This window comes from Zoogloea sp. LCSB751 (genome assembly GCF_002028455.1).
Lineage (GTDB): Bacteria > Pseudomonadota > Gammaproteobacteria > Burkholderiales > Rhodocyclaceae > Zoogloea.
Genome location: NZ_MWUM01000002.1, coordinates 81,613 through 107,576, shown reverse-complemented (window position 1 = coordinate 107,576; position 25,964 = coordinate 81,613). Strand labels below are relative to the sequence as shown.

Below are 25,964 nucleotides of genomic sequence, written 5' to 3'. Positions count from 1 at the left end.
GCGGCGCGCGGTAAACTGGCGGGCCTCAGCACACCGGGCCTCCCGCCATGCAGATCTGGATCGACGCCGACGCCTGTCCGGCGGTCGTCAAGGACATCGTCTTCCGCGCCGCCGAGCGCCTGGAAATACCGACCATCCTGGTCGCCAACCGGATGTTGCGCACGCCTCCGTCGCGCTTCATCCGGGCCGTCCAGGTGCCGTCGGGCTTCGACGTGGCGGACGCCCACATCGTCAGCCAGGTGGCCGCTGGCGACCTGGTCATCACCGCCGACATTCCGCTGGCCTCGGCGGTCCTCGAACGCCAGGCTCACGCGCTGAATCCGCGCGGCGAGATGTACACCGTCGCCAACATCGCCGAGCGCCTGTCGATGCGCAACTTCCTCGAAGAACTGCGCGGAGCAGGCGTGCAGACCGGCGGCCCGCCCAGCTTCAGCCAGGCCGACCGGCAAGCCTTCGGCGCCGCGCTGGACCGCTTCCTGGCCCGCGCGATACGCAGCTGAACAACGGTACGGGCTCTCCCCGACAGCTCAGAAAGAGCGACCCGCCGAAAGGGGCAAGCGCTGGGGCTACAGGCTGTGGGGCTGAACCGTGGGGCGGCCCCTGCGGAAGGGAACACCTGCGGAAGAGAACAACTGTGGGGGCACTGTGGGGGCGAATTCATTCGCCCTTCATGCGTTGATCAAGCTCCGCGGGCGAATGAATTCGCCCCCACAGGCTCGAGCCCAACTGAGCCCACTCCAACCCAACCCAACCCAACCCAACCCAACCCAACCCAACCCAACCCAACCCAGCTTGGCTCAAGCCAGCTCAGTTCGGGCCACTCCCGCTCAACCCAGCTTCAGCGGTGCGGCACAACCGTCGTCGATGCCTTCGATCTCGATCTGGATGGTCGGGTGCTGGATGTGGAAGCGCGTCTCCAGTTCACGGGCGAGGTCCGTGAAGAAGGCGTCGCCGGGGTGGCCGGCGGGCATCACGAGGTGGGCGGTCAGGGCCACGTCGGCGGTGCCAAGGGCCCAGATGTGCAGGTCGTGGACGCCGTTCACGCCAGGCAGCGCGCGCAGCCAGGCATGCACTTCGAGCAGGTCGATGCTGTCCGGCACGCCGTCGAAGACGAGGTGCAGGGACTGACGGAACAGGCCCCAGGTGCCCAGCACGATGACCACCGCGATGGCCAGGCTGACCAGCGGATCGAGCCAAACCCAGCCGAAGTGGAGGTACAGCGCACCGGCGGCGACCACCCCGAGGGACACCAGCGCGTCGGCCGCCATGTGCAGGAAGGCGCCGCGGATGTTGAGATCGTCCTTGCTGCCGGACATGAACAGCGCGGCGGTGATGCCATTGACCACCACGCCGATGGCCGCCACCACGATGATCGTCCAGCCGCCGACCGCCTCCGGCGCCTGCAGGCGCTGCACGGCCTCCAGGGCCAGCGCCCCCATTGCGAACAGCAGCAGCATCGCATTGGCCAGCGCGGCGAGGATGGACGCGCGCTGCCAGCCGTAGGTGCGCTGGTGGGTCGGACGCAGGCGACCGGCCAGCGCGGCGCCCCAGGCGAGGATCAGGCCGGCGACGTCGGACAGGTTGTGGCCGGCGTCGGCGAGCAACGCCAGGGAGTCCGCGCTCCAGCCGTAAAAGGCTTCGATGAGGACGAAGCCGATATTCAGGCAGATACCGATCGCAAAGGCCCGGTCGTAGGACACCGGGCCATGGTGATGGTGACCATGCCCGTGTCCGTGGGCATGGCCATGATCCGCTGCGTGTTCGTGGTGGTGGTGATCGTGGCCGCAGGCGTGGTCGTCGTGGTGATCGTGATCGTGGGTGGCGTGGTTGTGATTCATCAGGCTTGCAGCATCAGTTCATCCACGCTCTTGCGCACCGAGCGGGACCGGGGGACAGGGGACATGCCGACCCGGCAGAAGAAGGTCAGCGCCTGCTCGCGGCCGAAACCGCCGATGCGCTCGAACTCCTCCGCCAGCGCCGCGGCGCCGCTGCCGATCTCGGGCAGCGCCGAAAAACTGCGGCCGGCACGGGCATACCAGCGGAAGATCAGCGGCGTCATCTCGGGCTGCAAATGCAGGCCGACGGCGGTGGCGGTCAGCCACAGGCGCTGCATCGCGACGCCGCCGCGCACGTAGTCCTCGACGCTCACCGGCGGCCGCTCGGGGCGGATCAGCACGTGGGACGCGCAGGCCAGCGCCGGGATGTAATCCAGCTGGACCCGCGGCGCAATGGTGCCGCCCAGGTACTTGTTGAAGAACTCCACCCGCCCCCAGCTGGTCATCACCCATTCCATCAGGCGCGCGGTGAGGCTATCCACGCCGACCGCCTGCTCCGGAATGCGGTCCTTGCTGTAGCGGCTGCGCCACTCGATGATTTCCTTGTGCACCGGGAAGGCTTCCGGGCAGGTCAGGCGCAGGTAGGCATTGCGCCACAGCAGGCCAGCCACCCGGCGGCGCGCAGCGAAGGATTCGAAGAACTGCACGCTGTAGCCAGCCCCCGGCGCGGCGGCCAGGGCCTGGCGCTGGACCTCGGTCAGCGGCGTGGTGCGCATCGGGCGGCGCTGCACCACGCGCGTCTCGATGAAAGGCAGCAGCGGGTCGGGCGCCAGCCCGGGCTGCTCCGTCAGGCGTACGTCGAACACCGGTGCCGCATCGCGGGAAGCCGGCCGCAAACTCCAGCTCGCGGCCAGCCCTTCGCCACTGGCGGCGACGCGCAGGGTTTCCAGCAGTGCGCCATGGGCCATGTGGCTGGCGTGGCCGTCGAAGTCGTAGAGGCACCAGTCGCGGGTGTCGTTGCCATGCACGGCAAGGTGGTCGTCCGCGACGATTTCGAAGCGCCACGGCTGGGTGTTGTCGCCGCTGGGCGCCCAGCGGGCCAGGTCGAGGATCTTGAGCAGGGTTTCGCGGCGGCTCATGGCCGGTCTCCTCAAACGCGCGCCGCCTCGCGCATCGCCCGCAACTGACGGCGGGCGATGGCGAGACCGATGCGCTGGATCGGGTTGTTGTTGCCGCCGGGCCGCCAGGTCTTCACGTAGCGGTTGCGGTAGGCATCGAACTGGAAGCCCCACGGCACGCACAGCACCTCGCCACGGCGCAGCAGGATCTTCAGGGATTCGGTGGCGGTCACCCCGGCACACAGCTGACAGGCGGCGATGGTGCTGGGGCCGCGCCGGGCGACGAAATCGACCCGCGACGGGTCGGCCAGGTAGGCGCGCTGCAGCATGGCCGGCGACAGCCCTAGCAGGAAGCGCACCGCCATCTCGTCCTCGTCGCAGCCATCGAGGCGGAAGTACTCTTCGAAGCTCATCCGCCCCGGCAGGAAGCTCAGCACCGCCGTGCCCATGCCCAGCGGCGCCGCGGTCACCGCCGGAATACCGAGCCGGTGACAGGCATTGAAGGTATCGCGCCGGGCGGTAAAGGCGAAGAAGTCGAGGCCATCGACGTAGAGATCGACGCCGGCCAGGAACTCATCCAGGTTGCCGGCATTGACGCCGCTGCCAAACACGCGGATGTCCACATCCGGGTTGATGTCGCGGGCCATCTCGGCCATCACCTCGGCCTTCGGTCGGTCCAGCGTGGACATCATCGCGCCGGCCTGGCGGTTGAAATTCACCAGGTCGAAGGTATCCATGTCGGCCACATGGAAGGCCCCCACGCCCAGACGGGTCAGGGTCAGCAGATGCACGCCACCGACCCCGCCGACGCCGGCAATGGCGATCCGCTTGCCGCGCAGGGCGGCCTGCTCGGCCTGGGTCACCCAACCGATATTGCGAGAGAAGGCTTCGTCGTAGTCAAAAGCGCGGCGCGACATGCTGTCTGTATCCTTCAGGCAGTGGAATCCTATGATACGACAGTTCCCTGCCGCCCCAGCCGGCACATCCACACCCCATACCGGGCGACGGAGAACGCCATCATCATGCTCACGTACTACAATTGGAACAGAGGCCCATTTCCCTTCAAGGAATCAGTATTACCAGCCGTAAATGGGTATCGCCAGTAATTCAGACTTCAAGGGCTACCGCCATGTCGCTACTCGATCGCTTCAGCCTCGGTGAAGGATTCAGGAAGTACTTCGAGATCGCCACCGCCTTCGACGATACCGGCCGCAACGACGTGTTCGGCATCCGGCACGAGGTGTATTGCGAGGAACTGGGTTTCGAGCCGGTCCGCCCGGACCGCCGCGAGACGGACGAATACGACCGTCACAGCCTGCACTGCCTGATGCGCACCTCCACCGAACCGCATTCGCTGGTCGGCTGCAACCGCCTGGTGATGGCCCGCCCCGAAGAGCCGGATTACCCGCTGCCCTTCGAGCGCACCTGCGCCGCCACGCTGGACCGCTCCATCATCGATCCGGCCAAGGAGCCCCGCGGCGCCATCGCCGAAGTCTCGCGCCTCGCCGTGCGCGCCTACTACCGCCGACGCAAGGGCGAAACCAAGGCCGCAGTGGCGATCAGCGACGAGGATTTCGGCACCCGGGAACAGCCGCGTTTCCCGTACATCCCGATCGGCCTCTACCTGGGCGTGATCGCCCTCGCCAAGCACGAGGGCATCGAGACCCTGTTCGTCCTCACCGAGCCGCGGCTGGCAGATCATTTCGCCAAGCTGGGCGTCAAGATCACCCAGATCGGCGGCCCGGTCGAGCATCGGGGCATCCGCGTGCCCTCGATGATGAACGTGGACAGCATCATCAAGGGCCTGCGTTTCTTCGTGAAGCCCATCTGGCGCGTCGTCGCCGAGGAAATCGAAGCCGGCTACACCACCAGCCGGCCGGCCTTCCGGCCGACCTGATCTTCCCCGACCCGGGGATTCCCCAGTGGCACCGGGTTCCGGAGCTGGCCCGTCTCTTGCAAAGGACGAGTCAGCACCAACCAAACCCAAACTGTCCTAGGAGAATCCCTCATGAGCAAGATCGGTCTTTTTTACGGTAGCGAGACGGGCAACACCCGCAAGGTGGCCAAGTCCATCGTGAAAAAGCTCGGCGAAGATGTGGTCGAGCTGTTCAACGTGTCCAAAGCCACCGCTGACGACGTTGCCAAGTTCAGCTCCCTGATCCTGGCGACCCCGACCCTCGGCGACGGCGAGCTGGTGGACTCCTGGAAAGAGTTCTTCCCGACCTTCAAGGGCGTTGATCTGTCGGGCAAAACCGTCGCCATCTTCGGTTTCGGCGACCAGGACGCTTACGGCCACGAGTTCTGTGACGCGATGATCCTGCTGTACGACGCCGCCAAGGCCCAGGGCGCCACCATCATCGGCGGCTGGTCAACCGACGACTACGAATTCTCCAAGTCCAAGTCCATCGTGGACGGCGAATTCGTCGGCCTGGCCCTCGACAACGACAACCAGAAGGATCAGACCGAAGAACGCGTCGACACCTGGCTGGACCAGATCAAGCCGGAACTGCTTGGCTGATGGCCACGCCCGCGCCTGTCGTAAACACGACAAACAGCGGGCGCGGTGTCAGGCATGTCACAGGTCGGGGGCGCCCATGAGTGGCGCCCCCGATGCCTTTGGCGGCGCCCGCCTGATCTTCGCCCACAAGCACCCCACCAGCGCACGCCTGCGTTTCGTCCGCTTCGAGCACGGCATGTGCGGCTTTGCCCCCTTCCCACCCGCAGCCAGCCTGTGCCCGGACGAGGAAGTGCCCGAATCCCCGGTCGTCACGCTGCCGTCGGTGCATCTGGCAGAAGCCGAACGGCGCCTGGGCCTTCCCTCCGGCGGGCTCAAGATCGAGCCGGAGTTCCGCCAGTGCGTGGATGTCGGCGAGGCCTGCGTGGAGGTCCACCTGGCCATGTTCACCGCCATGGATCCCCCCTTCGAGGCCATCGCCGGCGCTGGCGGCCGCTTCGTGGCGATCACCGAAGCCCGTGGCTGCCCGCAGATCGAGCTGGAACTGCTGCGCAAGGCCTACGAGGCCGTCCTCGGCGGCTGAGTCCTGCCCACCGGCCGGCCTGTCGCGGGCCGGCTCCCCATCACGCCGAACGGGCCTTCAGGTGCGCCGCCAGCGCCGCGTCCATCGTCGCCGCGTGCAGGTCGAACCAGCCCGGCACCTGCTCGCGGATATAGGCCTTGGCCATCATCGTCGAGCCCTTCTCGACCCGCTCGCGGAAACGCCGCAGATCGCCGAGCACGCGGCGGTGCTCGCCGGCATGCTCGCCCTCGGCCGGAAAGGCGCTGTCGCGCATCCATACTTCCTCATTGGCGAAATGGCTTTCGGTGTGTTCGCACAGGGCCGCAAAGGCCGCCACGAAGGCCGTACCACTGGCTGCTCCGGCCGCATTCACCAGGGCCACGAACTCCCGGTGGGTGTCATCCATTGCCGCCAGGCCAAGCAGGTGGCGCTCGTCGGACCATTCCATCGCATTCTCCACATCAAGATGCGCCGCCAGCCGGCGCCTCCCCGGTGTCAGCGAAAACCATGCCGGGCGTGGCACCGAAATTGCTGCGCTAGGGCATCACCACCCTAAACCGGAGAAGATCCATGGAAGACATCGGCCAATACCAGCTCGGAGACGTGGTGTTCTGCCGCGAAGACCTGTTCAGCGACGGCGGCCTGCCCGGCTATGAAGAAGGCGCCCTGGTCGCCGCCGCCGGCACCCGCGGCGTGGTGGTCCAGTTCGGCCACGTGGAGGCCATGCCCAGCGAGGAGATCTACCTGGTCCGCTTCGAGGGCGAGGACCAGAACCTCGGCCTGCCGATCGGCTGTCTGCCCGAGGAGCTGACCCAGGACGAGACCGAGGCGGCCAGCCTGCGTGCGGCCCACTGAGCGGAGCCCCTGCCGATGAAGATCGCCATCCCCGTCACCGGCGAGCGCCACGTCGCCGGCCATGCCGGCCAGGCCCGCAACTGGCTGCTCTACGACTGCGTTCCCGGCACGCCGCTGCCCGCCCCGAACGCCATCACGCTGGCCCGCGAGCAGGTCCTGCACCATTTCGAGGACGATGGTCCGCACCCGCTGGACGGCGTCGAGGTGGTCATCGCCGCCAGTGCCGGCGACGGCTTCGTGCGCCACATGGCCAAGCGCGGTGCCGAGGTGCTGCTGACCGGCGAACAGCAGCCCGACGATGCCCTGGCCCGCATCCTGGCCGGCGAAGCGCTGCCCGACCCGCGCTTCGACATTACCACCACCCTCTGCAAGATCCGCGACCTCTTCTCCCGGCACTGAACTCCCGCAGGGATGGCGGGTCTGTCACGTGCCTGCAACTACCGGGCCGTAGCCTGAGGCGGCCCCATCCCCGGAGAATGCCATGTACCTGTCCCCGTCCGACATCCAGCAGACCCGTCTCGCCACCCTCGACAACCTGCATGCTGCCTCCCGCGCCTGGGTCGAGGCCACCGAAAAGCTCGCCGAACTGACCCTACGCAACGGCCGCCAGCTCTTCGAGGAAGGCCGCAGCCACCTGGAGGAGCTGGCCTCCCGCAGCGAGATCAAGCTCGACACGCTGCCCGTCGAGCGCCTGTCCGACTGGCGCGCCGACTCCGCCAGCCTGGTCCGCGAGTACTTCGCGATCATCGGCGACGCGCACCAGTCCATCCTGCAGCTGGCCCGCGACCAGGTCGCCGTCCTCGATCAGGCCGTCAATCGCCAGCTCGAACACGCCGCCCGCAGCGCCGACGCCAACGGTGAAGCCGCCATCGGCCACGTGAAGAAGGCCTTGCGCCAGGCCGAAGCCGGCTTCAACGAACTGGCCGACGCCGCCGCCCGCGGCGCAGACCTGGTGGAAGAACAGGTCCGCCAGGTGTCGGAAGCCCTGAGCAGCGATGACGCGGACGACAATGTGGCCAGCGGCGAAACCGCCGTCGCGCCGCGCAGCCGTCGCCGCAGCAGCGCGGAATAAGCCGCCACCGCCGGCGGACCGGGCCGGTCCGTTGGCGGTAAAATCGGGATTCCCGGCGACGGGGCCTGGCGCCCCGCCGCCCGCCTTCACCATAGCCAGGAATCCCATGAGCACCGCATCCCTCTACCAGGCCCGTTACGGCAGCGCCGACGTCGCCGTACCGTCCGCCGGTTCCCCCATCATCGACCATCTGCTGGCCCACCGCTCGGTGCGCGCCTACCTGCCCGACCCGGTCAGCGACGACACCTTGGCGGCGATCATCGCCGCCGCCCAATCCGCCGCCAGTTCGTCCAACCTGCACGCCTGGAGCGTCGTGGCCGTCCGCGATCCGGCCCGCAAGGCCCGTCTGGCCGAACTGGCCGGCGACCAGGAACACATCCGCCAGGCCCCGCTGCTGCTGGTGTGGCTGGCCGACCTGGCCCGCCTGGAGGCGGTCGCGCAGAAGCTCGGCGAAACGCCGGCCGCGCTGGACTACCTGGAAATGTTCGAAGTGGGCGTCATCGACGCTGCGCTGGCGGCCCAGAACGCCGTCACCGCCGCCGAATCCCTCGGCCTCGGCACCGTGTATATCGGCGCGATGCGCAACCGCCCGGAAGACGTGGCCGCCGAACTGCAGCTGCCGTCGAAGGTCGTCGCGATGTTCGGCCTGTGCGTCGGCACACCCGACCCGCAGCAGCCTGCCTCGGTCAAGCCGCGCCCGCTGCAGTCCGTGGTGCTGCACCAGGAAACCTATTCCCTGCCCGCCCAGCAGGCCGGCCTGGAGTACTACGACAGCGCGATGAGCGCCTTCTACACCAGCCAGGGCATGAAGGTGCGCGGCACCTGGTCCAACCATTCGACCAAGCGCGTCCGCGACGCCGGCTCCCTGTCCGGCCGCGACCGCCTGGTGGAAGCCCTCAACACGCTGGGCTTCGCGCTGAAGTAAGCACAGCCTTCCGCGGCCTCAACGACAAACAGGCCCTACCCGGGCCTGTTTGTCGTTGGAGTCAGATCGCCGTTCAGGCCGCCTTCTTCATCTGCTTCTGGTACAGGAACTCGAGGATCGCCGCGCGGCATTCCGCGAAGTGCGGGTCGTGGGCCAGTTGCAGGCGGTCCCGCGGCTTGGCGAGCTTCACTTCGAGGATCTCGCCGATGGTCGCCGCCGGGCCGTTGGTCATCATCACTACGCGGTCGGACAGCAGCACTGCCTCATCCACGTCGTGGGTCACCATCACCACGGTGGCGCCGGTCTTCTCCATCACGCCGATCAGCTCATCCTGCAGGGACGCGCGGGTCAGCGCGTCGAGGGCGCCGAAGGGCTCGTCCATCAGCAGGATCTTCGGTTCCATCGCAAAGGCGCGGGCGATGCCGATGCGCTGCTTCATGCCGCCGGAGATCTCATGCGGCATCTTCTGCGCTGCATGGCTCATATGCACCATCTCCAGCGCCGCGTTGGTGCGGGCCTTGAGCTTGTCCTTGCCCTCCTTCGCACCAAAGACACGCTCGACGGCCAGATGGACGTTCTCGAAACAGGTCAGCCAGGGCAGCAGGGAATGGTTCTGGAACACCACCGCCCGCTCCGGGCCGGGGCCGGCGATCTCGCGGCCGTTGCAGATCATCGCGCCGGAGCTCGGCAGCGTCAGGCCGGCGATCAGGTTGAGCAGCGTGGATTTGCCGCAGCCCGAGTGGCCGATCAGGGACACCACCTCGCCCTGGCGGATCTGCAGATTGACGTTCTGCAGCGCGACGAAGCGGCCTTTCTTTGTGTCGAAAGTCATGCCGACGTTTTCGACCTTGACGATTGCGTTCATGGTGAGCTCCTCATTCCGGATTCAGTCAGTTGTTGCCATAGCTGAAGCGGCGGGCGATCAGCAGCAGGAATTGTTCGAGCACGAGACCGACGATGCCGATCACGAAGATGGCGATGATGATGTGCTCGACCTTGAGGTTGTTCCACTCGTCCCACACCCAGAAGCCGATGCCGACGCCGCCGGTGAGCATCTCGGCGGCCACGATGACCAGCCAGGCGGTGCCGATGGACAGGCGGATGCCGGTCAGCATGTAGGGCAGCACGGACGGGAAGAGGATCTTGGTGATGATCTTGAACTCGGACAGGTTGAGCACCCGCGCCACGTTCAAGTAGTCCTGCGGCACGCGCTGCACACCCTGGGCGGTGTTGAGGATCATCGGCCAGATGGAGCAGATGAAGATGGTCCAGGTGGAGGCCGGGTCGGCGGCCTTGAAGACCATCAGGCCGATCGGCAGCCAGGCCAGCGGCGAGACCGGGCGCAGGATGCTGATGATCGGTTCGAGCATGCTGTTCATGAAGGCGAAGCGGCCGATGATGAACCCCATCGGGATGCCCACCAGGGCCGCCACGCCGAAGCCGATGGCAACCCGCTTGAGGGACGACAGGATGTTCCAGCCGATGCCCTGGTCATTCGGGCCATTCTGGTAGAAGGGATCGGAAAACAGCGTGATGGCGGCATCGAGGGTCTTGGCCGGGCCGGGAAAATCGCTCGACTTCATCGCCACCAGCGCCCACAGGCCGATGATGAAGGCAAAACCAAGCAGCGGCGGCAACACCGCGCGCAGGAAAGCGCCGCAGCGCTCGCCGAAGGAGGTCGATGGCTCGGCAGGCTCGGCAGGCTCGGCTGCCGGAGCGTGGGTAAGGGGCGCGGCAGCCATGGGGGCCTCCTGCTTGGCAGCAATGACTTCGTCCCGCGTGTCGGGAGCGGCTTGGGTGTCCGGCCCGACAGTCACGAGGCCGGAGGTGAGGGTCGCAGTGCTCATCTGGGTCTCCAGAAATCTGCGGGGGTGAATCCCCGTGGGGGCGAGTTCATTCGCCCGCGGATTTTGTTCAACCGGACAAGGGCGAATGAATTCGCCCCCACGGTCAGGCGTGGATCTTGAAGCTGGCGGCGTACTTCTTCGGGTCCTTTCCGTCCCACACCACGCCGTCGATCAGCTTGGAGGTGCGGAAGTCGGACTTGGGCACCGGCACGCCGACGATGCCGGCGGCCTGCTTGTACAGCTCGGTCTTGTTGATCGCCTTGGCAATCGCCAGGTAATCCACATCCTGCTTGAGCAGGCCCCAGCGGCGGTGCTGGGTGAGGAACCACATGCCGTCGGACAGGTAGGGGAAGTTCACCAGACCGTCGTTGTAGAACTTCATGTAGTTCTTTTCGGACCAGCTCTTGCCGAGGCCGTTTTCGTACTGGCCGATCATGCGGCTGCGGATCACATCCACGTCGGTATTCACGTAGCTCTTGGCGGCCACGGTCTCAGCGGTCTTGGCGCGGTTGGCAGCACTGGCATCGATCCACCTGGAGGCTTCGAGGATCGCGCAGATCATCGCGCGGGCGGTGTTGGGGTACTTGGCGGCGAACTCGGCCGTGGCGCCCAGCACCTTTTCCGGGTGGTCGGTCCAGATGTCCTGGGTCGTCACCGCGGTGAAGCCGATCTTGTCCACGATCGCGCGCTGGTTCCACGGTTCGCCGACGCAGTAACCGTCCATGTTGCCGACACGCATGTTGGCGACCATCTGCGGGGGCGGCACGACGATGTTCTTGACGTCCTTGAAGGGGTCGATGCCGTGGGCCGCCAGCCAGTAGTACAACCACATGGCGTGGGTGCCGGTCGGGAAGGTCTGGGCGAAGGTGTATTCCTTCTCCTTCTTGGCGATGACCTTGGCCAGCGAGGCGCCATCCACTGCACCCTTGTCCTTCAGGCCGTTGGACAGGGTGATCGCCTGACCGTTGTTGTTGAGGGTCATCAGCACCGCCATGTCCTTCTTCGGGCCGCCGATGCCCAGGTGAAGGCCGTAAATCAGGCCGTACAACACGTGGGCGGCGTGCAGCTCGCCGTTGGCCAGCTTGTCGCGCACGCCAGCCCAGGAGGCCTCCTTGCTGGGGGTGATCTTGATGCCGTACTTCTTGTCGAAACCCATCACCGACGCCATCACCACCGAAGAACAGTCGGTCAGCGGGATGAAGCCGATCTTCACCTCTTCCAGTTCGGGCTTGTCGGAACCCGCAGCCCATGCACCGCCCATCGGGAGCATCGTCCCCATCGCTGTCATACCTCCAAGGGTCGCCCCGGCCTTGAGAAAGCCGCGGCGGGAAAGAATCGTGTCGTCGAATTGCGCGCTCATCACATGCCCCTGATCCGCTTACCCAAAAAAAGAGGCGTCACATCACTCCACGCACTTCGCGCAAGAGGGATGGACGCCTTTGTCCAAGTTTGATCGCCTGATCAAGCCGGACCGCCGTTGGTCCGACTTCTGTCTGGATTTAGCGAGGACCGTGCCAACAACAACAAACCATTGAATAAAAAAGAAAAGCCTAAAACAGGCATAAATCTACCCCCTAGGAGGTAGCAATACCGCGCCCCATGGATGCACTCCCGCAGTGCAGCAATCGAGCTGCCGGCACCATTCCGGCCCATTTCGAGGAAAGACCGGGAAATCTTCAAGAAAAAAGGGCGGCAACGCCTTCGCGCCACCGCCCTTCAACATCCACGCCCTACTGGACCCTACCCCATTCAGAGTAGGAGGTTGGCCATGTCGATCACGTCCTGGGCCACGTCGGCCACCTTGCGGCCGCGCTCCATCGCCAGCTTGCGCAGCGCGTGATAGGCCGCATCCTCATCGAGCCCGCGGGCCTTCATCAGCACGCCCTTGGCCTTGTCCACGACGATACGCTCGCTGAGCTTGCGGGTCGCATCGTCCCGCTCGGCGCGCAAGTGCTGGAAGGCCTCGAACTGGGCAATGGCCACTTCGACCAGCGCATCGAGCCTTTCGGACGACACCGAATCGACGACGTACGACGACACGCCGGCCTTCACGGCCCGGCGGATCGCCGCCGAGTCGGAGTCCTGCGAGAACAGCAGCACCGGGCGCGGACAGTCCCGGTTCATGATGGCCAGATGCTCGAGGGTATCGCGGCTCGGTGAATCCGCCTGGATGAAGATCACGTCCGGCTTGGTGGCCAGGACCTGCTCGGACAGATCAAGGGCATTCGACAGCACCGCCGCCACCTGATGGCCGGCCAGCGCCACCGCTGCGCAGACGTCCGCGGCACGCTCGCGGGAGGAGTCGACTACAAGCACTCGAAGCATGAGAAAAAACCCTGGAAAGACATGGCACTTTAAAGCATGAAGTGCGCCAGCGCAGGGCGATTTCACTCGCCCGCCAAAACATATCGACGCCTGGAGAGCGAATGAATTCGCCCCTACCGCATAGGCTGTCCTGTGCTACACCGCCCTGGCAAGGGCTTCCCCCGCCACCTGGCAGTCGAGGATCAGCACCGACACGTCGTCCCCGGCCGACTGGCGCCCCAGGTGACGAGTCAGCGCCTCGCGCAGTCCGGCCACCCGCGACGCCCGCGGCGTTGCGCACAGGGTCTGTTCCAGACCCGCGGCGCCGAAGGGCTGCCCCTGGCGACTCTCGGCCTCGGTCAGGCCATCGGAGCAGAGCACGATCTGGGACGGCACGCTCCAGCCGAAAGCCTCACAGGCGATGCCCGCCTCGGCGGACGGCAGGATGCCGAGGGGCAACTGGCGGGAGACAAAGCGCTGCACTACCGACCCGCTGTCGTCGATCAGCAGCACGTCGGGGACACCACCGACCCAGATCTGGCCTTCCGGTGCGGCCGCTTCCAGGCGCACCAGCGCCGAAGCCACGAAGCGCCCCGCCGGCAGCAGGCCGCACAGCAGATCGTTGAGTTCGGTCACCAGGTTGCTCAGGGGCGCATTGCGCGCGGCCCCCCGGTAGAAGGCGCCCAGTGCGGGCAGCACGCTCACTGCGGCGGCCAGGCCGTGTCCGGTGGCATCGGCCAGCATCGCGTAGAGCGAACCGTCCGGCGCACGCGCCACGGCCACCACGTCGCCGGAAAAGTTGCGTGCCGGCATCACCGCGTACTGCACCGCGCTGTCGTGCAACCAGTCGCTGCGGATCTGGCGTTCCATGATGCTCATCGCCAGTTCCTGCTCGCGCTCCGACTCGTCGTGGTAACGCTGCAGGCGCGCCGCATCCTCGGCCAGCTGGCGCTGGATGCGGCGCGCCTCGGAGACGTCGCGGACGACGCCGATGAACATCCGCCGGTTGGGCAGCTGGAGATCGGACATGCCGACCTCCATCGGGAAGATCGTGCCGTCCTTGCGCCGCCCGAGCATCTCGCGGATCTGGCCACCGGCCTTCATCTGCCCGGACGACAGCAGGCCGGGAATGGACAGTTCGGCGGATCCAAACTCGCCGTCGGACATCAGCATGCCGAGGGGCTGGCCGATCATCTCCGACGAGGGATAGCCGAAGATCTGGCTGGCCGCCCGGTTGACCGACAGGATGCGCCCGCTCTCGTCGGCCGAGATGATGCCGTCGATGACCCCATTGGCCACCGCCCGGACCTGCTCGAGGGAGCTCGCCAGCCGCCGCTGCATGTCGAGCAGGCGGCGCAAGGCCTTGAAGCGCGCCGCGAACACCGGAAAGGACAGCGGCTTGGCCAGGTAGTCGTCGGCACCGATGTCGAGGCCATGCACGATGTCGCCCTCGCCGCTCAGGGCGGACAGGATGATCACCGGCACCCAGCGGTCGCCGGCAATGCTGCGGATCTGACGGATCGCCTCGAAGCCGTCCATGCGCGGCATCATCAGGTCCATCAGCACCACGTCGGGCGATTCGCGCCGGAACAGCTCCACCGCCTCCACGCCATCCTCGGCGTAAATGGGAACGCAGTTCAGGTGGACCAAGAAGGTGCCCACGATGCTTCTGTTCGATGCGATGTCATCCGCGACCAGCACGCGCAACGGTTTTTCTGCCATTACAGAGTCTCTGCAGTTGGCGCGCACGCCCCTCACGGGCACGTACACGCAATATCCATCCAGTACGGATCAGGCCAGGCCCTGGACCTTGGGAACCGTAACCACCACCTGGTTGCCCGGCGGCAGGTAGGTCAGACTGGCGAAGGCCAGCTGGCGGGACAGGGCGATGCCGCGTCCATTGGGCGCGAAGGCGCGCTCCGGGTCGAAATCGAGGAACTTGCGCCAGTCGAAGCCCTCGCCGTCGTCGCGGATCTCGAACACCCAGCGGCTGTCGTCGCAGCGCACCCGCAGGCGCACGACCTTGTCCCGGTTTTCCGGCAGGGCGAGCCGGCGGGCGATCTCCTCCTCCCAGCTGTCGCTCTCGCGCAGGCGGCTCTTCTCGGAGAACTCGATGCCCAGGTTGCCATGCTCGACGCCGTTCACCAGCAGCTCGGACAGGCCCATCGCCAGGGTGTCCGGCTGGGGTCCCAGCAAGGCGATGAAGGAGGCCAGCACCCGTGCCTCTTCGAGGGTGCGGATGCGGAACTCGCCCTCCTTCATGCAGCGGAAGGCCTGCGCCTGCTCGGCAAGGCTGGCGGTCAGCTCGCGGCGCACGCGCATGTCGTCGAGGGCCGAGCGGATGATGGTCTGCAGTGCCTCGCCCTCGAAAGGCTTGGTGAGATAGTAGAAGGCGCCGGCGGCCAGGCCTTCACGGACCTGCTCGGGCGAGGTGGCGGCGGTCTGCATGATCACCGGGATGGAACGCAGGCGTTCGTCGCCCTTGATCAGGCGCAGCACGCTGATGCCGTCCATGCCCGGCATCATGCGGTCGAGCAGGACCAGGTCGAAGCGGGAATCGGGCTGGCGCAAGGCCTCCCAGGCCGCTTCGCCGGAATCCACCATCACCAGGTCGAAACCCATTTCGTCCAGGTATTCGCCGACGATGTCCAGATTGAAGGGCTCATCGTCCACCACCAGTATCCTTGCCTTGCTCATGTCTCTCCCTCTTCTGCCTTCGCCAGCAACGGCTTGTCCTGTTCAGTCAGCGGCAACGCAACGATGAATTCTGCACCGCCCGCCGCATTGTTGCGCGCCCGGATGTATCCACCATGGGCCGTGACGATCTCCTGGCAGATCGCCAGACCCAGCCCTGTTCCACCGGCGCCGGTGCGGGTTCGGCTGCTCTGCACGAACTTGTCGAAGACCGCCCCGAGCTCGCCTGCCGGAATGCCCACCCCCTCGTCGGACACGCAGAATACCAAGGCCGGGCCATCCTCGTACCCCGTCACCTCCAGCGCGCCGTCGGACAAGCGGCCGACCTGCAAGGACAGGAGAATGCCCTTGCCCTCCGGCGTGAACTTGGCTGCATTGGACAGCAGGTTCATCACCACCTGCCCCAGGCGCGCCGCATCCCCCCGTAACGATGGCAGATCGGCCGCCCGCTCCACACGGATCTGCAGGTCACGCGCCTGGAAGAGCGCCTCGAACTCCCGCAGGCCATCCTGCACCACCCTGGACATGTCGATCGTTTGCAGGTTCAGCACCATCCGGCCGGCCTCCAGTTTGGACAGGTCGAGCAGGTCGTTGAGCAGCAGGAGCAGCCGCTCGCCACTGACCCGGATGCGGTGGAAATAGCCGCGCAGCTTTTCGTGCCCAGCCTGGGCGACCCGGCCTTCCCCCAGGCGGGCGTAGCTGAGCACCCCGTGCATCGGCGTGCGCAGCTCGTGGGACATGTTGGCGAGAAACACCGACTTGGCCTCGTTGGCCGCCTCGGCCGCCTCCTTGGCGGCCTGCAGGTCGCGGGTGCGCGCCGCCACCAGCGTGGCCAGATCGAAATTGTGGTCGAGGATCTGGGCCTCGCGGGCCTTCACCTCGTCGATATCGGTCTGCGTGCCGATCATCCGCAGGGCCCGCCCGCTGTCGTTGCGTTCGACCACCAGCCCGCGCGCCAACACCCACTTGTACTGACCGTCCTTGCAGCGCAGCCGTGCCTGGTGCGTGAAATAAGGGGTGTCGCCGCGCAGATGGGCATCGCGGGCGGCCAGTAGCGCCGACAGGTCATCGGGATGGACACGCCATGCCCATTCGCTGCCGCTCTCTCCGGCCTCCTCCATGCCATAGCCGAGCATGCTCAGCCAGCGGGGGGAGCGGAAGATCCGGCCGGTCACGATGTTCCAGTCCCACACTCCATCGCCGGCGCCGTCCAGCGCGAACTGCCAGCGGGCCTCGCTTTCGCGCAGGGCCAGCTCGGTTTCCTTCAGATCGGTGACGTCGCGGATCACCGCCAGCGCACCGCCGGTGCGCACGGCCCGGAAACGGGCCTCGAAATGCCGCAGTTTGCCCCCACGGGTGGAGGTGTATTCGACACGCTGCAGACGCCCGCTGCGCGACGCGGCCTGCGCCGCCTCGGCGAAGCGGCGTGCCATGTCCGGCGACAGGGATTCGTCCAGGCGCTTGCCGAGGAAGGCCTCCGGCGGCATCGACAGGGCCTCCCGGCTGTCCGCGTGGTAGCGCACGATGCGCATCTCGCTGTTGAGCTGGAACAACATATCGGGCATCGCGGCAATCAGGGACTCGTTGGTCGCATGTGCCTCCTGGATGGCCTGCTGCTCCGCCTTGCGGGCCGTCACATCCTCGACGATGACCCAGCGCAGCCCGTCGCTGCCGCCGACCACGGAGGTGGTCACCAGCACCGGTACGCACCGCCCGTCCTTGCGCGCGAATTCCGTCTCGCGGGCAAGGGCCGCACCGGCCGGGTCCGCCCCGGCGGTGGCAACCAGCGGCGCGCCCTGCTCCAGTTCGACCCCGGCCCGCAGCGCCTCCTCGGCATAAGCGGTGATGCGGCAGAAGGCCGGATTGGCCTGCAGGTACCGCCCGCCCGCATCGATCAGGGCCATACCGAGAGAGGCATGCTGGTACAGCGCATCCAGACGGGCGTGGGAATCGATCACCGCCTGGCGGGCGCGCCGCAGGGCGGTGACGTCCGACGCGGCACCGGCGGTGCGCAACGGCCGGCCCTCACCATCCAGCTCGGCCTTGCCGGCCAGGTGGAACCAGCCGGTGCTGCCGTCGATGCGAGCCAGGGGCACCACGCAGTCGAGCGCCCGGGAATTGCGCAACAGGCCGCGGAAGGCCTCGATGAAATCGTGCCGCCCCTGCACCGACATGGAGCGCAGGATGCCGCGCCCGCTGCGCGGCAGGCCGCCTTCCGGGTAGCCCAGCAGACGGTCGCAGCGCGGCGACAGGAAGATCTCGCGCCGGCCGACCTGCCATTCCCAGATCCCTTCATCGGTCGCCGAAACGGCCAGCTCGAAGCGCTTCTCGCTGGTGCGCAGCTCCCGGGTCATGTCGGCGGCCAGGCTCTCGGCCCGCTTCTGCTGTCCGGCCAGGCTCGCCACCACCAGGGCCAGCAGAACGCTCGCGGTACAGCCGCCGACACCGGCCAGCGTTGACGAGGCCCACTGCCCCGTCGTCGGCGGCGCCAGGATCGACAGACGCCAGTCGCGTTCGCCGAAGTGCACTTCCCGCACGGCCACCGGTGGCGTGTGCATGGCGCTCTCGTCCATGTACACGCGCACGGGGGTGGTGTCGGTAACGTCATCCACCACCAGATCGTAGCCGGCGATGGCCGAAGCCCGCAGGCTGTCGAACAGCGGGGTCACGGCGATGGCCAGCACCACCAGGCCCTCGGCGCCCACTTCGGTCGCACTGAACTCGTCGATCGGCCGCGCCGCCTGATACAGCACGACGCCCGACACCCGCTCGCGCGATTCCCGCCCGGTCACCCTGGCCGGTGCGCTCATGGCCATTTCGCCGGATTTCAGCGCAGCATCCATGGCCTGCCGACGTACCGGGTCGGCGTAGGCGTCAAGGCCGATCACACTGTCCGCCCGCTCGTTGAGCGGCCACAGGTACACCAGCGGAAAGCTCAGCGGCCGGTGGCGCGGATCGGGCGCGGGCTGCACCCGGGTCGGCTTGCCGTAACTCGCCGACAGCAAGGCTTCGACGGCGGGGATGCGCGCCGGCTCGACACGCCGCGCAAAGCCGACCCCCAGCACCTCGGGCAGCGACTCGGTCGGCTTGAGGCCGGCCACATAGGTTTCGAATTCCCGACGCTCGACGATGTACTGGGCGGAGAACATCCCGGTGACACCACGCAGGATGAAATCCACCTTACCGAAGCGCTCCTTCAACTGGTGCTCGAGGCGGTCGACGGCCGCCTCGTGGCGGGCCTGCTCGAGTTCCGCATCCTGGTCGCGCAGGTAGGACCAGCCCCAGCCGGTGGCCAGCAGGCCCAGCCCGAGAACCAGCCCGAACCAGCGCCGCTCCCGCCCCGGCAGGCTGCCCAGGTGGCGGAGAACAGCGCGGATCCGGGCCAAATGGATTGCGGCGGTCGAACTCATCACCCGGAGGTGTACGGCCCGCCGCCGCAAAGCTTGAGCAACCCCGCCGGAGCGAGGCTCAGCGGTTGCCGACCTCGTCCTTGACGCCGAACTTGCGCAGGATGTTCTCCAGCGGACAGAAGCGTGTGAAACCGCTCTGCAGCAGGTTGGCGCCGACGAAGGCGGTGAACCACAGGAAGTTGTGACTGACGAAGAAGGGGCTGCCCTCCACGCCGAGGCCGAGGGAGACGAGTACAAAAGTGCCAGCGAAGACCCGCACCCACTGGTTGATGTTCAGTTTCATGATGACTCTCCGCCGTGCGCGCCGCGTCCGTGGGTAGCGGCAAAATACAGGACCGGAATGACGACCAGGGTCAGCAGCGTGGACACCAGCACGCCGAAGATCAGGCTGATCGCCAGCCCGTTGAAGATCGGGTCGTCGAGGATGAACAGCGCGCCGATCATCGCCGCCAGGCCGGTCAGGCCGATCGGCTTGGCGCGCACCGCCGCCGCGTGGATGGTGGCCTCCGCCATCGGCACGCCGGCCACCACCTGCTGGTCGATGAAATCCACCAGCAGGATCGAGTTGCGCACGATGATGCCGGCCAGCGCGATCATCCCGATCATGCTGGTGGCGGTGAACTGGCTATGCAGCAGCGCGTGCCCCGGCATCACGCCGATGAGAGTCAGCGGGATCGGCGCCATGATGATCAGCGGCACCAGGTAGCTGCGGAACTGGGCCACCACCAGCACGTAGATCAGCACCAGGCCCACCGCGTAGGCGGCGCCCATGTCGCGGAAAGTCTCGTAGGTGATCTGCCATTCGCCATCCCACTTGATGGCGTAGGCCGCGTAGGGGTCGTCCGGCTGGTGGATGAACCACTCGTCGAGGGTGCCGGCCAGGCGTTCGCCGACCAGCGGCAGGTCCTTCACGCGGCTGCGAATGTCGAACATGCCGTACAGCGGCGAGTCCAGCTTGCCGCCCATGTCGCCGGTCACATAGACCACCGGCAGCAGGTCCTTGTGGTAGATCACTTGCTCCCGCCGCGTCGGCTCCACCTGAACCAGCTCCGACACCGGCACCAGCGCGCCGCCAGCCTCCGCTGCGCGGGCTCGGACACGCATCTGCAGGATCTGCTCGATGCCCGACAGGTCTTCCGACGGCAGCGTCAGGCGCACCGGAATCTCGTACTTGTTGTCGCCGCCATGCACCGGCGTGACGTTCTCGCCGCCGAGGCCCAGGCGCACCACTTCGACAATGTCGGCCTGGGCCACGCCGAGCTGGGCCGCCTTGGCTTGATTGACGCGCAGCACCAGCTTGGGCGCCGCCTCGTCCACCGTGTCGTCCACGCCGACGATGTCCGCGCTGGTCTCGAAGGCCGCACGCACCTTGCCGGCCACCGCCACCTGCCCGGCGTAATCGGGGCCGTACACCTCGGCGACGATCGGCGACAGCACCGGCGGCCCCGGCGGCACCTCCACTACCTTGGCATTGCCGCCGTGCTTTTTGGCGATGGCAGCCACCGCGTCGCGCACGCTCACCGCGATCTCGTGGCTCTGCCGGCTGCGGTGATGCTTGTCCACCAGGTTCACCTGAATGTCGCCCATCTCGGGCTGGGCACGCAGGTAATACTGACGGACCAGGCCATTGAAGTTGATCGGCGACGCGGTGCCGGCGTAAGCCTGGAAGTCGGTGACCTCATCGACCTTGGCCAGCTCGGCACCGATTTCTCGCAACACCTCGGCCGTGGCCTCGACCGGCGTGCCGACCGGCATGTCGAGGACCACCTGGAACTCGCTCTTGTTGTCGAAGGGCAGCATCTTCAGCACCACCAACTGCACCACCGCGAGCGACACCGACAGGGCGATCGCCAGCACCACGCCGAACCACAGCCTGGCGCGCACACGGCCGCCGCGGACCGGATCGAGCAGCGGCGTCATCAGGCGGCGGAACAGGGCTTCGAGGCGGTGGGTGAGGCGGTCGGGGCCGTGGTCGGACGGGGTTTGGGCGATTGAAATCGCCCCCACGGGGGAGGCGGCGTCAGGAACGTGCCCGCCCTTCATCAGCTTGCCGGCCAGCCACGGGGTCACCACGAAGGCCACCGCCAGCGAAATGAACATGCCCATCGATGCGTTGATCGGGATCGGGCTCATGTAGGGGCCCATCAGGCCACTGACGAAGGCCATCGGCAACAACGCCGCGATGACCGTGAAAGTGGCCAGGATGGTCGGCCCGCCGACCTCGTCCACCGCCTTCGGGATCAGCTGCCACAGGGGCTTGCCCGGCTCCAGGGCGTGCCAGCGGTGGATGTTCTCGACGACCACGATGGCGTCGTCCACCAGGATGCCGATGGAGAAGATCAGCGCGAACAGGCTGACCCGGTTGAGCGTGAAGCCCCAGGCCCAGGACGCGAACAGGGTCGCCGCCAGAGTCAGGGTCACCGCCGCGCCGACGATCACCGCCTCGCGTTTGCCGAGCGCGAAAAACACCAGCAGCACCACCGCCGAGGTGGCGAAGACCAGCTTGCCGATCAGCTTGTCGGCCTTCTCGGTGGCCGTTGCGCCGTAGTTGCGGGTGATCGTCACCTCGACGCCGTCCGGCACGATGCTGCCCTTCAAGGCCGCGATGCGGCGGATCACGCCGTCGGCCACGTCGGCAGCGTTTTCGCCCGGCTTCTTGGAGATGGACAGGGTCACCGCCGGGAAGCGCTCGCCGGCCGCCGCGCCAGCATCGGGCGCCCCCTTGCCGAGGCCGTGCCACACATAGCGGGACGGCTGGTCCGGCCCGTCGAGCACCGTCGCCACGTCGGCCACGTGCACCGGCTTGCCGCCGGACACGCCAACCACCAGGCGCCGCACGTCGGCGGCGCTCTCCACGTAAGTGCCGGTCTGCACCAGCACCTCCTGATTGGCGCGGGTCAGCACGCCGCTCGGCTGGGACGCGTTGGCGAGCAGCAGCGCGCCCTTCAGGTCCTGCGGCGTGATGCCGAAGGCGTTCATCCTCCCCACGTCGAGCAGCACGCGCAGCACGTGACCGGGGCCGCCGATGGTACTGACGTCGCGGGTACCCTTGACGCGCTTGAGTTCGACCTCCACCGCCTGCGCCACCTGCTGCAGGTCGAAGGCCGAACGGGCCTCGTCGCGCGTCCACAGCGTAAGGGCCACAATCGGCACGTCGTCGATGCCCTTCGGCTTGACGATCGGCTCGGCCACGCCGAGCTCGGGGGAGATCCAGTCCCGGTGGCTGTGAATGGTGTCGTACAGGCGCACGATGGCGTCCTGGTTCTTGACGCCGACCTTGAACTGCACGGTGATCACCGCCATCCCTGGACGCGACACCGAGAAGACGTGGTCCATGCCGGCGATGCGCGACAGCACCTGCTCCGCCGGCCGCGCGACGAGGGCCTCCACGTCCTTCGCCGAGGCGCCCGGGAAGGCCACCATCACGTCGGCCATCGTCACGTCGATCTGTGGCTCCTCCTCCTTCGGCGTGATCAACGCGGCGAATACACCGAGCAACATCAGCACCAGAGCGAGCAGGGGTGTGAGGGCGTTGCGCTGGAACAGCGCCGCAAGACGTCCGGCGATGCCCATGGTTAGCGCGCCTTCCGGGCCAGGCCGGCACGCACCGGATCGAGCGCCACGCTCTCGCCGCCGGCGAGACCCGCCAGCACCTCGACGCTGCCATCGTCGAGCGCATTGCCGAGGCGCAGCTGGCGCAGGCTGAAGCCGCCCTTGCCGTCCGCCACGTAGATGCCGGTCAATTCGCCGCGGCGCAGCACCGCCGCCGCCGGCACCGCGATGCGCGGCGCCTCACCGACCGCGAAATGCACGCGCGCCGCCATGCCCGGCACCACGCCGGCCACCTCGGCCGACAGATTCACCCGCACGCGGGCAGTGTGGGTACGCGGGTCGGCCGCCGGCAGCACTACGACGGACGCCGCATCCAGCCAGCGCCCGGACTCAGGAAACTCGACCCGCGCCTTCATGCCGGCCTTGGCCAAGTCAGCCAGACGGGCCTGGGGCACGTCGGCCACCGCACGCAGGCTGCCCGGCTCATAGACGATCAGCAGCGGGCGCCCCGGCTGGGCCATTTCACCCGCCTCCGTGAGGCGCTGAGCAACGACACCATTGAGCGGCGAAGTGACGGTGGCGAAACCGCGCGAGGCGGCCGCCTGAGCGCGCCCGGCCTCGGCCGCCTTCTGCTGGGCCAGCGCCGCGTCGTAGGCGGCCTGGGCCTGGTCGAGGGCGGCAGCACTGACGAAATTGCGTGCTTTGAGACTGCGTGCGCGCTCCAGGCTCAAGCGGGCGTCGCCGAGCCGCGCCTGGGCCGCGGCCACGTTGGCGGCAGCGCCAGCTACCGCCTGGTCGGCCTCGCGGGTATCGATGCGCATCAACACCTCGCCCTGGCGCACGCGCGCGCCGGCATCCACCTTGGCCTCCAGCACGCGCCCCTGTACTTGGGACGCAACAGTGGCCTGGCGGACCGCCTCGATGACGGCTTCGCTGGCATAGGTGCTGGCGCGGGCTAATACACGGACCTGGACAGTGGGAACAGCATCCGCGCCATCGGCCGCCAGCAGCGGCCCATGGGTGAGCATCAGGCCGGCCAACAGGCCGGCGCCGAGAAGAGAGAAGTATCGCGACATAAATATTAGAATAATCTAATATTTAAAACCGTCAAGCCCTGGCAGAATCCCACAAGCGCGGCTGACTGCAGTAGGGGCCAATTCATCCGCCCCCACGACTTGAAGCCCCACCTCCATTCCACCGGTCAGGCGGATGAAGCCGCCTCCACAGCCTTGAGCCCCCCCACCGCCAGTAGTCAGGCTCCTGCTGAATAAGCGGCCATCGCCCGCACGACGCCGTCGTCCTCCCCCACTGCCGCCACCAGTTCGATACGACAGTCCGGATGACGGGCCCTGGCGGCCTCGACCAGGGCCGGCACATCGCGCTTGAGGTGGCCGCCCTGGGCCAGGAACAGCGGCACGATGCGCAGATTGCGCGCGCCCGCCGCAACCGCGGCTTCCACCGCGTCGGCCAGGGTCGGCTCCATCAGCTCGAGGAAGGCCACCGTCACCTGTGCGTCCGGCCGCAGGCCTTGCACCTCGGCCGCTACACGCCGGGCCGGCTTCGCCCATTCCGGATCCCGCGCCCCATGGGCAAACAATACGATTGCGTCCTGCGTCATCCTCTGCTCCTGCCTGTCTGCGTCAAAACTGATGTGACCATACTCGATGTTAATCCACGCAGCCGGTGGAACATGGTCAAATCCCCACCCCACTGCGTTCCCGCTCCGCCATGTTCATTCCGCCCCGCCTCCGGCACACCGCTGCCGCCCTCCTCCTGCTGGCCGGCAGCATCGGCCCCGCCCATGCCGAACTGCGCCCGGAATCGGTTCCCGGCGGCGTCGCATCCATCCTCGTCGCCGAAGCCAGCACGCCCCGCCCGGAAGTCCGCTACGCCGGCCATCCGGTGCTCCTGCAACAGCGCCGGGAAGGCTGGTACGCGCTGGTCGGCCTGCCCCTCGACACACCGGTCGGCGATCAATACCTGGAAATCGGCCCGGACGGCGCCCGCCGCACCCAGCCCTTCCACGTGGCCGCCAAGGCCTACCCGGTGCAGCGCCTGACCATCAAGAACCCCAAGATGGTCAATCCGGACGAGGAGGACCTGGACCGCATCAACGCCGAGCGGGATCGCCAGATCAGCGTACGCAGCCAGTTCCGCGACGTGCCGGTACCCCGCACGGATCTCACGCTACCGGCCACTGGCCGCCTGTCCAGCCGCTTCGGCCTGCGCCGCATCTTCAACGACGAGCCGCGCGCACCGCACACCGGGCTGGACGTGGCAGTACCGACCGGGACCGCCGTACGCGCCCCGGCCGACGGCGTGGTGACGCTGGTGGACGACTTCTACTTCAACGGGAAAACCGTCTTCGTGGACCACGGCCAGGGTTTCGTCAGCATGGTCTGCCACCTGGACAAAGCCGGCGTCCAGCTCGGCCAGGCGGTGCGCCGCGGCGACGTGCTCGGCCAGTCGGGCAGCAGCGGCCGGGCCACCGGCCCGCACCTGCACTGGAGCGTCTATCTCAACGGCGCGGCGGTCGACCCCGCCTTGTTCATCGGGCCGCAGCCAGCCCGTTGAGGACCCGCGCGGCGGCAAACAAACCGACGCTGGCAGTCACCGTCACTACCGAGCCGAAGCCGGCGCAGTTGAGGCCGGCCGGCCCCCCCACCGACACCTCGCAGGCCACGTCGGACGACGGGTAGCGCAGCGGCTCTGTGGAGAACACCGCCTCCACGCCGAACTTCTTCTTCGGATCGCGGGTAAAGCCGTGCGCCTTGCGCAACTGCCCACGCACCTTGGCCAGCAGCGGGTCCTGGATGGTCCGCGCCAGGTCGTCCACACGGATCTGCGTCGGGTCGATCTGCCCGCCAGCGGCACCACAGGTGATCACCGGCACACCGGCACGTCGGCAGAAGGCGATCATCGCCACCTTCACGCGTACCGCGTCGATGGCATCCACCACGTAGTCGAAGCCGGCGCCGAGCAGCTCGGCGGTGTTGTCGGCGGTCACGAAGTCATCCACCACATCCACCCGGCAGGCCGGGTTGTAGCCGGCGATACGCTCGCGCATGGCCTCCACCTTGGCCTGGCCGAGGGTCGCGTCCGCGGCGTGGATCTGGCGGTTGATGTTGGATTCGGCGACGTGGTCCAGGTCGATCAGCGTCAGCGCGCCGATGCCACTGCGGGCCAGCCCTTCGGCCGCCCACGAACCGACGCCGCCGATACCCACCACGCAGACCCGCGCCTCCGCCAGCCGGGCGCGTCCAGCCTCACCATACAGGCGGGCCAGGCCGCCGAAGCGGCGGGAATCGTCGGGGGCATCAAGATCGGTCGTTTCCATGGCGCACAAAATCCGGGTCGGGCGCGCAAATATACCCGACGGGGCCATAATCCCGGGT

At 67.3% G+C, this 25,964-nt stretch carries 25 protein-coding genes; 9 read left to right on the top strand and 16 right to left on the bottom strand.

The window, feature by feature from the left end:
- Positions 1-47 precede the first annotated feature (47 nt).
- A complete protein-coding gene (locus tag B4920_RS03400; RefSeq protein WP_079433213.1) occupies positions 48-500 on the top strand; it encodes a YaiI/YqxD family protein in 453 nt (150 codons plus the stop codon).
- 327 nt (positions 501-827) lie between these two features.
- Here the strand turns inward: B4920_RS03400 and B4920_RS03395 are convergent, their stop codons facing one another.
- Genes B4920_RS03395 through B4920_RS03385 form a run of 3 tightly spaced genes read right to left on the bottom strand, consistent with a single transcriptional unit; the run spans position 828 to position 3,810 of the window.
- Positions 828-1,838, bottom strand: coding sequence for a cation diffusion facilitator family transporter (locus B4920_RS03395; RefSeq protein WP_079433212.1), 1,011 nt, complete (start codon positions 1,836-1,838; stop codon positions 828-830).
- Positions 1,838-2,914, bottom strand: a complete 1,077-nt coding sequence (locus tag B4920_RS03390) for a nitroreductase family protein (RefSeq protein ID WP_079433211.1) — start codon at positions 2,912-2,914, stop codon at positions 1,838-1,840. Before B4920_RS03390 ends, B4920_RS03395 begins: the two co-directional genes overlap by 1 nt.
- Positions 2,915-2,925: 11 nt before the next feature.
- The gene (locus tag B4920_RS03385) at positions 2,926-3,810 is read right to left on the bottom strand and encodes a ThiF family adenylyltransferase (protein WP_079433210.1); all 885 of its coding nucleotides are present in this window, start codon (positions 3,808-3,810) and stop codon (positions 2,926-2,928) included.
- A 212-nt stretch (positions 3,811-4,022) separates the two neighbouring features.
- On the opposite strand from B4920_RS03385, the gene B4920_RS03380 reads away from it, so the two are divergent.
- From B4920_RS03380 to B4920_RS03370, 3 genes are all read left to right on the top strand, one after another.
- On the top strand, positions 4,023-4,790 hold the full coding sequence (locus B4920_RS03380; RefSeq protein WP_079433209.1) for a PEP-CTERM/exosortase system-associated acyltransferase: 768 nt from the start codon (positions 4,023-4,025) through the stop codon (positions 4,788-4,790).
- A gap of 111 nt (positions 4,791-4,901) precedes the next feature.
- Positions 4,902-5,411, top strand: coding sequence for a flavodoxin (locus B4920_RS03375; RefSeq protein WP_079433208.1), 510 nt, complete (start codon positions 4,902-4,904; stop codon positions 5,409-5,411).
- Between the two features lie 76 nt (positions 5,412-5,487).
- Complete coding sequence (locus B4920_RS03370) at positions 5,488-5,931, top strand: hypothetical protein (RefSeq protein ID WP_079433207.1); 444 nt, start codon at positions 5,488-5,490, stop codon at positions 5,929-5,931.
- A 40-nt stretch (positions 5,932-5,971) separates the two neighbouring features.
- Here the strand turns inward: B4920_RS03370 and B4920_RS03365 are convergent, their stop codons facing one another.
- The gene (locus tag B4920_RS03365) at positions 5,972-6,358 is read right to left on the bottom strand and encodes a hemerythrin domain-containing protein (RefSeq protein ID WP_079433206.1); all 387 of its coding nucleotides are present in this window, start codon (positions 6,356-6,358) and stop codon (positions 5,972-5,974) included.
- Positions 6,359-6,480: 122 nt separating this feature from the next.
- Here B4920_RS03365 and B4920_RS03360 point away from each other — a divergent pair, with 122 nt between their 5' ends.
- The 4 genes from B4920_RS03360 to B4920_RS03340 all read left to right on the top strand — a co-directional run bounded on the left by B4920_RS03360 (position 6,481) and on the right by B4920_RS03340 (position 8,762).
- Positions 6,481-6,765 carry a nitrogen fixation protein NifZ gene (locus tag B4920_RS03360; protein WP_079433205.1) on the top strand — a complete coding sequence of 95 codons (285 nt, stop codon included), beginning with the start codon at positions 6,481-6,483 and terminating at the stop codon, positions 6,763-6,765.
- A gap of 15 nt (positions 6,766-6,780) precedes the next feature.
- The gene (locus tag B4920_RS03355) at positions 6,781-7,164 is read left to right on the top strand and encodes a hypothetical protein (RefSeq protein ID WP_079433204.1); all 384 of its coding nucleotides are present in this window, start codon (positions 6,781-6,783) and stop codon (positions 7,162-7,164) included.
- A gap of 82 nt (positions 7,165-7,246) precedes the next feature.
- On the top strand, positions 7,247-7,837 hold the full coding sequence (locus B4920_RS28390) for a hypothetical protein (protein ID WP_088179367.1): 591 nt from the start codon (positions 7,247-7,249) through the stop codon (positions 7,835-7,837).
- Positions 7,838-7,943: 106 nt separating this feature from the next.
- The gene (locus B4920_RS03340; RefSeq protein ID WP_079433201.1) at positions 7,944-8,762 is read left to right on the top strand and encodes an NADPH-dependent oxidoreductase; all 819 of its coding nucleotides are present in this window, start codon (positions 7,944-7,946) and stop codon (positions 8,760-8,762) included.
- 73 nt (positions 8,763-8,835) lie between these two features.
- Here the strand turns inward: B4920_RS03340 and B4920_RS03335 are convergent, their stop codons facing one another.
- The 11 genes from B4920_RS03335 to B4920_RS03285 form a co-directional block, all read right to left on the bottom strand.
- Positions 8,836-9,627, bottom strand: a complete 792-nt coding sequence (locus B4920_RS03335; protein ID WP_079433200.1) for an ABC transporter ATP-binding protein — start codon at positions 9,625-9,627, stop codon at positions 8,836-8,838.
- Between the two features lie 25 nt (positions 9,628-9,652).
- Positions 9,653-10,609, bottom strand: coding sequence for a nitrate ABC transporter permease (gene ntrB / locus B4920_RS03330; protein WP_254050823.1), 957 nt, complete (start codon positions 10,607-10,609; stop codon positions 9,653-9,655).
- 103 nt (positions 10,610-10,712) lie between these two features.
- A complete protein-coding gene (locus B4920_RS03325) occupies positions 10,713-11,969 on the bottom strand; it encodes a CmpA/NrtA family ABC transporter substrate-binding protein (RefSeq protein WP_079433199.1) in 1,257 nt (418 codons plus the stop codon).
- A 389-nt stretch (positions 11,970-12,358) separates the two neighbouring features.
- On the bottom strand, positions 12,359-12,934 hold the full coding sequence (locus B4920_RS03320; protein ID WP_079433198.1) for an ANTAR domain-containing response regulator: 576 nt from the start codon (positions 12,932-12,934) through the stop codon (positions 12,359-12,361).
- Between the two features lie 135 nt (positions 12,935-13,069).
- Complete coding sequence (locus tag B4920_RS03315) at positions 13,070-14,635, bottom strand: SpoIIE family protein phosphatase (protein ID WP_079433197.1); 1,566 nt, start codon at positions 14,633-14,635, stop codon at positions 13,070-13,072.
- Positions 14,636-14,704: 69 nt separating this feature from the next.
- The gene (locus B4920_RS03310; protein ID WP_079433196.1) at positions 14,705-15,610 is read right to left on the bottom strand and encodes a response regulator; all 906 of its coding nucleotides are present in this window, start codon (positions 15,608-15,610) and stop codon (positions 14,705-14,707) included.
- Positions 15,607-18,993: a PAS domain-containing protein gene (locus B4920_RS03305; protein ID WP_161493230.1), complete on the bottom strand. Its 3,387-nt coding sequence runs from the start codon at positions 18,991-18,993 to the stop codon at positions 15,607-15,609. The genes B4920_RS03310 and B4920_RS03305 overlap by 4 nt, the downstream gene beginning before the upstream one ends.
- A gap of 82 nt (positions 18,994-19,075) precedes the next feature.
- A complete protein-coding gene (locus tag B4920_RS03300) occupies positions 19,076-19,300 on the bottom strand; it encodes a DUF2892 domain-containing protein (protein WP_079433194.1) in 225 nt (74 codons plus the stop codon).
- Positions 19,297-22,590, bottom strand: a complete 3,294-nt coding sequence (locus tag B4920_RS03295) for an efflux RND transporter permease subunit (RefSeq protein ID WP_079433193.1) — start codon at positions 22,588-22,590, stop codon at positions 19,297-19,299. Before B4920_RS03295 ends, B4920_RS03300 begins: the two co-directional genes overlap by 4 nt.
- 2 nt (positions 22,591-22,592) lie before the next feature.
- Entirely contained in the window at positions 22,593-23,645 is a 1,053-nt protein-coding gene (locus B4920_RS03290) for an efflux RND transporter periplasmic adaptor subunit (protein ID WP_079433192.1), read from the bottom strand.
- Between the two features lie 176 nt (positions 23,646-23,821).
- Positions 23,822-24,187 carry a sirohydrochlorin chelatase gene (locus B4920_RS03285; RefSeq protein ID WP_079433191.1) on the bottom strand — a complete coding sequence of 122 codons (366 nt, stop codon included), beginning with the start codon at positions 24,185-24,187 and terminating at the stop codon, positions 23,822-23,824.
- Positions 24,188-24,297: 110 nt separating this feature from the next.
- Between B4920_RS03285 and B4920_RS03280 the strand changes: the two genes are divergently transcribed.
- Positions 24,298-25,143, top strand: a complete 846-nt coding sequence (locus B4920_RS03280) for a peptidoglycan DD-metalloendopeptidase family protein (protein WP_079433190.1) — start codon at positions 24,298-24,300, stop codon at positions 25,141-25,143.
- On the opposite strand, the gene tcdA is transcribed toward B4920_RS03280, so the two are convergent.
- Complete coding sequence (gene tcdA, locus B4920_RS03275; RefSeq protein WP_079433189.1) at positions 25,118-25,906, bottom strand: tRNA cyclic N6-threonylcarbamoyladenosine(37) synthase TcdA; 789 nt, start codon at positions 25,904-25,906, stop codon at positions 25,118-25,120. The two genes, B4920_RS03280 and tcdA, sit on opposite strands and share 26 nt — an antisense overlap.
- Between the last annotated feature and the right edge of the window lie 58 nt (positions 25,907-25,964).